Origin of the sequence: Bradyrhizobium sp. 2TAF36, from assembly GCF_052114925.1 — a bacterium.
GTDB classification, from domain to species: Bacteria; Pseudomonadota; Alphaproteobacteria; order Rhizobiales; family Xanthobacteraceae; genus Bradyrhizobium; species Bradyrhizobium barranii.
In genome coordinates this window covers 42,053-51,265 of the sequence record NZ_JBFRFR010000067.1, presented here as the reverse complement: position 1 = coordinate 51,265, position 9,213 = coordinate 42,053, and the positions used below count along the sequence as shown (strand labels likewise).

Sequence of the window (9,213 nt, the reverse complement as noted above, 5' to 3'; positions counted from 1 at the left end):
CCCCTTGAGGGGGAGGGTCGATCGCGCGCAGCGCGAGCGGGGTGGGGTGATCTCTCCACTCGGGCGCCGTATCCGTCGAGAGACTGTCACCCGACCCCGTCTCATATTTCGCTACGCTCCATATGAGCCGACCCTCCCCCTCAAGGGCAGGGTAAGAAGCAAAAAATGCCCCCCGAGCTCCACTTCATCATCCTCCTCATCCTGCGCATGGCGATCGCCGCGGCGTTCGTCGTGTCCGCGTCGTTCATTGCCGAGCGCACCGGTCCGGTGATCGGCGGACTGGTGGCGACCTTGCCGATCTCGGCCGGTCCTTCCTACGTCTTCCTCGCGCTCGACCATGATGCCGCCTTCATCGCGCAMGGCGCGCTGTCGAGCCTTCCGGTCAACGCCGCGACGATCGTCCTTGGGCTCACCTATGTCGTGCTGGCGCAGCGGAACAATCTGCTGGTGAGCGCCGGCAGCGCGGTCGCGGTGTGGATCGTGCTGGCCTCCATCATCCGCCTGTTCGACTGGACCCTGACCGCCGGGCTCGCCGTCAACCTGGTCGCCTTCGGCATCTGCATTCCGCTGCTCGCACGATACCGCCATGTGAAGATGCCGCTGGTGACGCGTCGCTGGTACGACATTCCATTCCGCGCCTCGCTGGTCGCGACGCTGGTTGCGATCGTGGTCTCGACCTCGGGCTGGGTCGGCCCGCGGGTGAGCGGCGTCATCGCGCTCTACCCGATTGTGTTCACCAGCATGATGGTGATCCTGCATCCGCGCATCGGCGGCCCGCCGACCGCCGCCGTGCTCGCCAACTCCGCCTGGGGCCTGCTCGGTTTCGGTCTGGCTATTGCGGTGCTGCACGTCGCCGTCACGCAGTTCGGCTCGGCGATCGGCTTGAGTTGCGCACTCGCCACCTGCATCGGCTGGAACCTGACGCTGTGGTGGATGGGACGACGGAAGAGGCCGATGCATCAGCCGCGCCACGCTTCGTAAGGCGAGGTACGCTATGCTTGGGACCTCAGCCCTGCGTCAGGATAGTTAGTTACCGGGGCTGGCAGACCCGCTAAACTGGCAACAGAGCAAGATCGGGGCGTGTGGTGGAGGGATTGTACAAGGTCGAATACGATATCAACGACGGCTCCGGCCGCAGCGTGCTGTACGCCCATGCCGGGAAAATGCTTGGCGGCAACACGGCCTTCGCGCACTTCGGCACCTACGAGATTGTGGACGGCGAAATCGTCGCCAGGCTCCGGACGAAGCGCCACAGCCGGTCGCCGCAGCACAGGTCGCTGGTCAGTTCCGACGCCGTCACAATCAGCATTCGCGGTCGACCGCAGGGCAAGCTCTACCGCTTCGAGGGAGAAGTGGTCGAGGACGCCTCGGTGTTTCGCGCCGTGATGACGCCGCTCGGCGACGAGGACGTTCCCCCGCCCGGTGCGGTCGGCGAGGGCGGCATCGTCAGCGGACTCTATTCGATCGACATCCGGATGCTGGATGGAATTACCGGTGGCCATACCGGCGTGATGTTGCTGCGCGACGGCCGCATCCTCGGCGGCGATGCCTTCTTCTATTATCTTGGCGCCTATTCTTCGGCGAACGGTCGCTGGAAAGGCGAATTCGTCAATCAGGAACACACGCCGGCGAAGAGCGAGCATCCCTTGTTCGGTGGCTATGAGGTGGGCATCGGCTTCTCCGGCCACTGCGATGACAAGGGCGCCGACATGGAAGCGATCGCGCTCGCCGGCAAGCGCAGCATCCGCCTCGCCGCCACCTTGAAGCTGATCGAGCCGTTTGCCAGGGCGAGCCGCTGACGGCCGCCGGAAGGCGTTGCGTTAATGGGGCAGCATCCTGGACGATAGTCGCGCGGAAAAGCGCGCGCGGGGCCGCAATCCGTTCATGTCGCGACGTCGCTAAGTATCGATTTGATCGTTGCTAATTCGCGTTTCGGCCGTTTCTTCCGCCGGCCATTTTCGGTTCCATCACTCCGTATTTCTTCGGAGATGGGCTGCCCGATTCCGATAGGTGCATTAATCTAAATTTGGTGCATTCCCCGTAAAGCTACTCGTCGGTTGTCGTTTCCGCGTTTGGGCGGACATGGGCATCAAGGCGGGTCCTCTGTACGCGTGAACGGACCCACATAGTTCACAGCTAGTCATATTCCAACGCTCGGTCTGTCCGAGGGCGTCCGCTCGCCTGTCTTTGAGGCGCGTTGCGCTGCGGCACCATGCGATCCATTCTGGAGATGTTTTGATGTTTGGTCGTAATTCCCATGGAAATGCCCAGGCACAGCTCGACGCCATCGGCCGTTCGCAGGCGACGATCGAATTTGCACTGGATGGCACCATCCTCACCGCGAACGAGAATTTCCTGAAGGCCCTGGGCTATGGGCTGGAGGAGATCAAGGGAAAGCATCACTCCATGTTCGTGCCCGCCGATCAGCGAGGCGGCGCGGCGTACAAGGCGTTCTGGTCCGCGTTGAAGAGCGGCGAGTTCCAGGCCGCGGAGTTCAAGCGGATTGCAAAGGGCGGTCGCGAGATCTGGATCGAGGCGTCGTATAATCCCGTGCTTGACGGCGACGGCAAGCCAGTCAAGGTCGTGAAGATCGCGACCGATATCACCGCGAAGAAGATCAATGCCATGACGGAAGCCTCCAAGGTGTCCGCCATCGGCCGCGCCCAGGCCGTCATCGAGTTCAAGCTCGACGGCACTATCGTGACTGCGAACCAGAATTTCTGCCAGGCGCTCGGCTATTCGCTGGCCGAGATCGAGGGCAAGCATCACAGCCTGTTCGTAGCCCCCGCTGAGCGCGACAGCGCGGCCTATCGCGAATTCTGGGCCAGGCTCAACCGCGGTGAATACCAAGCGGGCGAATACAAACGTATCGGCAAGGGCGGCCGCGAGGTCTGGATCCTCGCCTCTTATAATCCGCTGCTCGACGAGAACGGCAAGCCGTTCGGCGTTGCCAAATTTGCGACCGACGTCACCGCGGAGAAGCTGAAGAACGCCGACCTCGCTGGTCAGATCTCGGCGATCGACAAGGCGCAGGCCGTGATCGAATTCAACATGGACGGCACGATCATCACCGCCAATGCCAATTTTCTCGGCACGCTCGGCTATTCGCTGGCCGAGATCAAGGGCAAGCATCACAGCATGTTCGTCGAGCCGTCGGAGCGCGACGGCGCTGCCTATCGCGAGTTCTGGGCAACGCTCAATCGCGGCCAGTACCAGGCGGCTGAATACAAGCGCATCGGCAAGGGCGGCAAGGACGTCTACATCCAGGCCTCCTACAACCCGATCCTCGATCTCAACGGCAAGCCGTTCAAGGTCGTGAAATACGCCACTGACACCACGCGGCAGGTGCTGGTCCGCATGGGCAATGAGCGCGTCCGCGGCATGATGGAATCGGTCGCCGCAGGCTCGGAGGAGCTGAACGCGTCGGTGCGCGAGATCTCCGAAGCGATGACCAAGTCCCGCGAGACCGCGATGAGCGCGGTGGAGCAGGTTGCCTCTGCCGACGCGCAGGCGCAGCGGCTGACCGAGGCGGCGAAGGCGATGAGCGGCATCATCGAGATGATCAACAGCATTACCAGTCAGATCAACCTGCTCGCGCTCAACGCCACGATCGAATCGGCGCGCGCCGGCGAGGCTGGCCGCGGCTTCGCGGTGGTCGCTTCCGAGGTGAAGAGCCTCGCCAATCAGGCGAGACAGGCGACCGACAAGATCGGCCAGGAGATCGGCAGCCTCAACGGCATCTCCGGCGACGTCGTCAGTGCGCTCGGCTCGATCAAGCAGGCCATCAACAACGTCAGCGAATACGTCACTTCGACAGCCGCTGCCGTCGAGGAGCAGAGCACGGTCACGAACGAGATGTCGACGAGCATGCAGCGCGCCGCCGCGGAAGCTGCTGCGATGGCGGCAAGGGCGTAGCCAAGCGCGCAGAAGTCGTAGGGTGGGCAAAGGCGCGCTCTTCGCGCGCCGTGCCCACCATCTTTCCGCGAATTGGTCGTTGAGTGGTGGGCACGCTGCGCTTTGCCCACCCTACGGCACCGTCACTGCTTCGGCAGCTTGCCCTTCAACGCATAGAGCGCATCGAGCGCCTCGCGCGGGGACATCTCGTCCGGATGCAGCGCCTTCACCGCGTCCATCAGCAGCTCGGCCTCGCTCGGCGGCGCGGCTTCGGCGGCGGCGCGCGAGGGCACCGCGAACAGCGGCAGATCGTCGGCGAGGGCGCGGGCGGTCTGGCCGCGGTCTTGCGCCTCGAGTTTTGCCAGCACCGATTTGGCGCGCGTGATCACCGCCGGCGGCAGGCCGGCGAGCTTGGCGACCTGGATGCCGTAGGAGCGGTCGGCCGAGCCCGGCAGCACCTCGTGCAGGAACACGACATTGCCCTGCCATTCTTTCACCCGCACCGTCGCGTTGAACATGCGCGGCAGTTTTGCCGAGAGCGCGGTCAGCTCGTGATAATGCGTCGCGAACAGCGTGCGGCAGCGGTTGCTCTCGTGCAGATGCTCGATCGCGGCCCAGGCGATGGAGAGGCCGTCGAACGTCGCGGTGCCGCGGCCGATCTCGTCGAGGATCACGAGCGCGCGCTCGCCGGCCTGGTTGAGGATCGCCGCGGTCTCGACCATCTCCACCATGAAGGTGGAGCGGCCGCGCGCGAGGTCGTCGGCGGCGCCGACGCGCGAGAACAGGCGGTCGATGATGCCGATCCGCGCGCGCGTCGCCGGCACGAAGCTGCCGATCTGCGCCAGCAGCRCGATCAGCGCGTTCTGGCGCAGGAAGGTCGATTTACCGGCCATGTTGGGACCGGTCAGCAGCCACAGCTGGCCGGATTTTTGCGCCGGTGTTGGCGAGAGATCGCAGGCATTGGCAATGAATGGCTCGCCATTGCGCTTGAGCGCCTGTTCCACGACGGGATGGCGGCCCGCCTCGATCGCAAAGCCGAGGGAGTCATCCACGTCCGGCCGCACATAATTGTCGTCGACCGCGAGCTTGGCCAGCGAGGTCGCGACGTCGAGCAGCGCAAAGGCGTGGGCGGCGGCGCGCAGATCGTCGCTGATATCAAACGCCTTCGCGGACAGCCGCTCGAAGATCTCGAGCTCGAGTCCGAGCGCGCGGTCGCCGGCATTGGCGATCTTGGCCTCGATCTCGCCGAGCTCCGAGGTGGTGAAGCGCACCTGGCCCGCCAGCGTCTGGCGATGGATGAAGGTCGCATTCAGTGGCGCCGACATCAGCTTGTCGCCGTGTTGCGCGGTGACCTCGACGAAATAGCCGAGCACGTTGTTGTGCCGGATCTTCAGGCCCTTGACGCCGGTATGATCGGCGTAGCGCGCCTGCATCGAGGCCACCACGAGGCGCGAGGCGTCGCGCAGGTTGCGCGCTTCGTCGAGCGCGGGCTCGTAGCCCTGGCGAACGAAGCCGCCGTCGCGCTTGATCAGCGGCAGCTGGTCATCGAGGGCACTTGCGAATTCAGCGGCGAGCTCGCGCGACGGACGCTGCAGGGCCGCCATCACCACCGCGATCTCATGCGGCGGCTGGTCGAGCTCGCCGAGGCGCATCAGCACCTGGTCGGCGGCGATGATGCCGTCGCGCAGGCCGGCGAGGTCGCGCGGTCCGCCGCGGCCGACTGAGAGACGGGCCAGCGCCCGCGACATGTCGGGCGCGCCGCGCAGGATGCTGCGGATGTCTTCACGCGCAGCGGAGTCCGCAACGAAGGCGCTCACGGCATCGAGCCGCCGCTCGATTGCGGGCGCGTCCGTCAGCGGCGCCGCGAGCCGCTGCGCCAGCAGGCGCGAGCCGGCCGAGGTCACGGTGCAGTCGATGGCGTCGAGCAGCGAGCCGCGGCGTTCGCCCGCGAGCGTTCGCGTCAGTTCGAGATTGGCGCGGGTGGCGGGGTCGATCGCCATGGTCGCGCCCGAGGCCTCGCGCGCGGGCGGCGACAGCGGCGGATGCTTGCCGACCTGGGTGCGGTCGACATAGGTGACGGCGGCGGCGGCGGCCGTCGCTTCCAGCCGCGTCAGTTGCGCCAGCCCGTCCATGGTCGCGACGGCGAAATAATCGCACAGCCGCTTCTCGGCGGTGGCGCCATCGAAGACGTCGCGGGTCAGCGGCGTCACCGCCGGCAGCTCGCGCAAGGTCTGTCCGAGCTCGCTGTCGTTGTAGAGCGCGTCGGTGACGATCGCCTCATTCGGATTGATGCGTGCCAGCGTCGCGGCGAGCTCGCCGCTAGAGCATTCCATCACCGTGAATTCGGCGGTCGAGATGTCGATCCAGGCAAGCCCAAAACGGTCGCCGCCACCGGAGGCGCGGGCGATCGCCAGCAGATAATTGTTGGCGCGCGCGTCTAACAGCGTGTCCTCGGTCAGCGTGCCCGGCGTCACCAGCCGCACCACGCCACGGCGCACCACGCTCTTGTTGCCGCGTGCTTTGGCGGCGGCGGGATCCTCGGTCTGCTCGCACACGGCGACCCGGTGGCCGGCGTTGATCAGGCGATGCAGATAATCCTCGGAACGCTCGACCGGCACGCCGCACATCGGGATGTCGGCGCCCTGATGCTTGCCGCGCTTGGTCAGCACGATGCCGAGCGTCTTCGAGGCGATCTCGGCGTCCTCGAAGAACAGCTCGTAGAAGTCGCCCATCCGGTAGAACAGCAGCAGGCCCTGATGAGCCGCCTTGATTTCAAGGTACTGTTCCATCATCGGCGTGACGCGCGCGATGGCTTCCGCCGGCGGCGTGGGCGCTTCGTCAGGGGGCGGCACAGGTATCGGCTGTTGCATTGTCATGGGCGGCGCAACCTACAAAATTTCGCCTCCTGCTCCTACCGGTTTGGCCGGCGAGGGGAGGTTTTCCACGTTGTCCGCACCACGGCATGCATTGGCAGCGTGCGCCCCCCTCGGAACAAGCAAGAAACCGTCAATTGACCTGCCGCGGGCGCCCTCCTAAAACTCCGCGGACATTGAAGAATTTGGGCCGGACCGCGGCATTCAGGGAGAACAACGATGCGTGACGTCTTTATCTGCGATGCCGTGCGGACCCCGATCGGCCGTTTCGGCGGCTCGCTCGCCAAGGTGCGCGCCGACGACCTCGCGGCGGCCCCGATCAAGGCGCTGATGGCCAAGCATCCCAATCTCGATTGGGCACAGGTCGACGAAGTCTTCTTCGGCTGCGCCAACCAGGCCGGCGAGGACAACCGCAACGTTGCGCGCATGGCGCTGCTGCTTGCGGGCCTGCCGGATTCGGTTCCCGGCCAGACCCTGAACCGGCTCTGCGCCTCCGGCCTCGACGCGGTCGGTGCCGCCGGCCGTGCCATCCGATCCGGCGAGATCGAGCTCGCGATCGCCGGCGGCGTCGAATCCATGACCCGCGCGCCCTTCGTGATGGGCAAGGCGCAGGAGGCTTTCTCGCGCTCAGCTGAAATTTTCGACACCACCATCGGCTGGCGTTTCATCAATCCGTTGCTCAAGGCGCAGTACGGCGTCGACGCGATGCCGGAGACCGGCGAGAACGTCGCCGAGGAATTCCAGGTCTCGCGCGCCGACCAGGACGCCTTCGCGATCCGTTCGCAGCAGCGCGCGGGCGCGGCGATCGCGGCGGGTTATTTCGCCGAGGAGATCACGCCGATCACCATCCCCGGCGGCAAGGCCGGCCCGATTACGGTCGACAAGGACGAGCATCCGCGCCCGGAGACCACGCTGGAAGGCCTGGCAAAACTGAAGCCGATCGTGCGCAATCCCGGCACCGTGACCGCCGGCAACGCCTCCGGCGTCAACGACGGCGCCGCCGCGATGATCCTGGCCTCCGAAGCCGCCGTGAAGAAGCATGGCCTCACCCCGCGCGCCCGCATCCTCGGCCTCGCCTCGGCCGGCGTGCCGCCGCGCATCATGGGCATCGGCCCGGTGCCGGCGACCCGCAAGCTGATGGAACGCCTCGGCAAGAAGATCAGCGATTTCGACCTGATCGAGCTCAATGAGGCCTTCGCCTCGCAAGGCATTGCCTGCATGCGCCAGCTCGGCGTTGCCGACGATGCCGATTTCGTCAATCCGCATGGCGGCGCCATCGCGCTCGGCCATCCCCTCGGCATGAGCGGCGCGCGCCTCGCGCTCACCGCCGTCCACGGCATGGAAAAGCGTGGCGGCAAGCTCGCGCTGGCCACCATGTGCGTCGGCGTCGGCCAGGGCGTTGCCGTTGCGATCGAGAAGTTGAACTAAACTCTCTCCTCTCCCTCTCCCCGCAAGCGGGGAGAGGCGAAGATTCCGGGCTCGTTCGTTTCACTCGCGCCCGGAATGACGGGTAATCCGGAGACGAGCATGATCATCGAGCGCGAGCAGGACGTCACGGCCGCTGCACTGGCGGTGATGGAGCGGACGTCCGATCCGCGGCTGCGCCAGATTATGGTCTCCCTGGTCAAGCATCTGCACGCCTTCGTCCGCGATGTCCGCCTGACTGAGAAGGAGTTCCGGGACGCGACCGCGATCGTGGCCGAGCTCGGCAAGCTCACGACCGACACGCACAACGAAGTCGTGCTGATGGCGGGCTCGCTCGGCGTCTCGCCGCTGGTGTGCCTGCTCAACAACGGCGATCAGGGCAATACCGAAACCGATCAGTCGCTGCTCGGCCCGTTCTGGCGGCTGAACTCGCCGCGGGTCGAGAATGGCGGCTCGATCGTCCGCTCGGAAACGCCCGGCGCGCCGCTGTTCGTCAGCGCCCGCGTCGTCGACAAAGACGGCCGTCCCGTCGCCGATGCGGAGGTCGATGTCTGGCACGCCTCGCCGGTCGGTCTCTACGAGAACCAGGACCCTGATCAGGCCGACATGAACCTGCGCGGCAAGTTCACGACCGACCAGGACGGGCGCTTCGCCTTCCGCGCGGTGATGATGGTCGGCTACCCCATCCCGACCGACGGTGTGGTCGGCCGCCTCCTGGAGGCGCAGAGCCGGCATCCCTATCGTCCCGCGCATCTGCACGCGCTGATCTTCAAGCCCGGATTCAAGGTGCTGATCTCGCAGGTCTACGACCCCGCCGACCCGCATATCGACAGCGACGTGCAGTTCGGGGTGACGCAGGCACTGATCGGCAAGTTCCAGCGCCACGACACGCCGCATCCGACCGCACGAGACGTCCCGACCCCCTGGTATTCGCTCGACCACACCTACCGGCTGGAGGCCGGTGAGGCCGTACTGCCGCGTCCGCCGATCAAATAGGGCGGTCCTGCCGGGCGCAGGACAC

General features: G+C 65.8%; 6 protein-coding genes. 5 read left to right on the top strand and 1 reads right to left on the bottom strand.

From position 1 onward, the window contains the following. The first annotated feature begins 165 nt into the window (after positions 1–165). The 3 genes from AB4Z51_RS32420 (at position 166) to AB4Z51_RS32410 (ending at position 3,915) form a co-directional block, all read left to right on the top strand. The gene (locus tag AB4Z51_RS32420) at positions 166–981 is read left to right on the top strand and encodes a hypothetical protein (RefSeq protein WP_441498761.1); all 816 of its coding nucleotides are present in this window, start codon (positions 166–168) and stop codon (positions 979–981) included. 101 nt (positions 982–1,082) lie between these two features. Next, entirely contained in the window at positions 1,083–1,799 is a 717-nt protein-coding gene (locus AB4Z51_RS32415; protein WP_441498760.1) for a GrlR family regulatory protein, read from the top strand. A gap of 439 nt (positions 1,800–2,238) precedes the next feature. Continuing rightward, positions 2,239–3,915 carry a methyl-accepting chemotaxis protein gene (locus AB4Z51_RS32410; protein WP_441498759.1) on the top strand — a complete coding sequence of 559 codons (1,677 nt, stop codon included), beginning with the start codon at positions 2,239–2,241 and terminating at the stop codon, positions 3,913–3,915. Between the two features lie 122 nt (positions 3,916–4,037). Here the strand turns inward: AB4Z51_RS32410 and mutS are convergent, their stop codons facing one another. Then, entirely contained in the window at positions 4,038–6,770 is a 2,733-nt protein-coding gene (mutS, locus tag AB4Z51_RS32405) for a DNA mismatch repair protein MutS (protein ID WP_441498758.1), read from the bottom strand. Between the two features lie 216 nt (positions 6,771–6,986). Between mutS and pcaF the strand changes: the two genes are divergently transcribed. Continuing rightward, positions 6,987–8,195, top strand: coding sequence for a 3-oxoadipyl-CoA thiolase (pcaF, locus tag AB4Z51_RS32400; protein ID WP_027542154.1), 1,209 nt, complete (start codon positions 6,987–6,989; stop codon positions 8,193–8,195). 99 nt (positions 8,196–8,294) lie between these two features. Further along, positions 8,295–9,188, top strand: a complete 894-nt coding sequence (locus AB4Z51_RS32395) for a dioxygenase family protein (protein WP_441498757.1) — start codon at positions 8,295–8,297, stop codon at positions 9,186–9,188. The last annotated feature ends 25 nt before the right edge of the window (positions 9,189–9,213 follow it).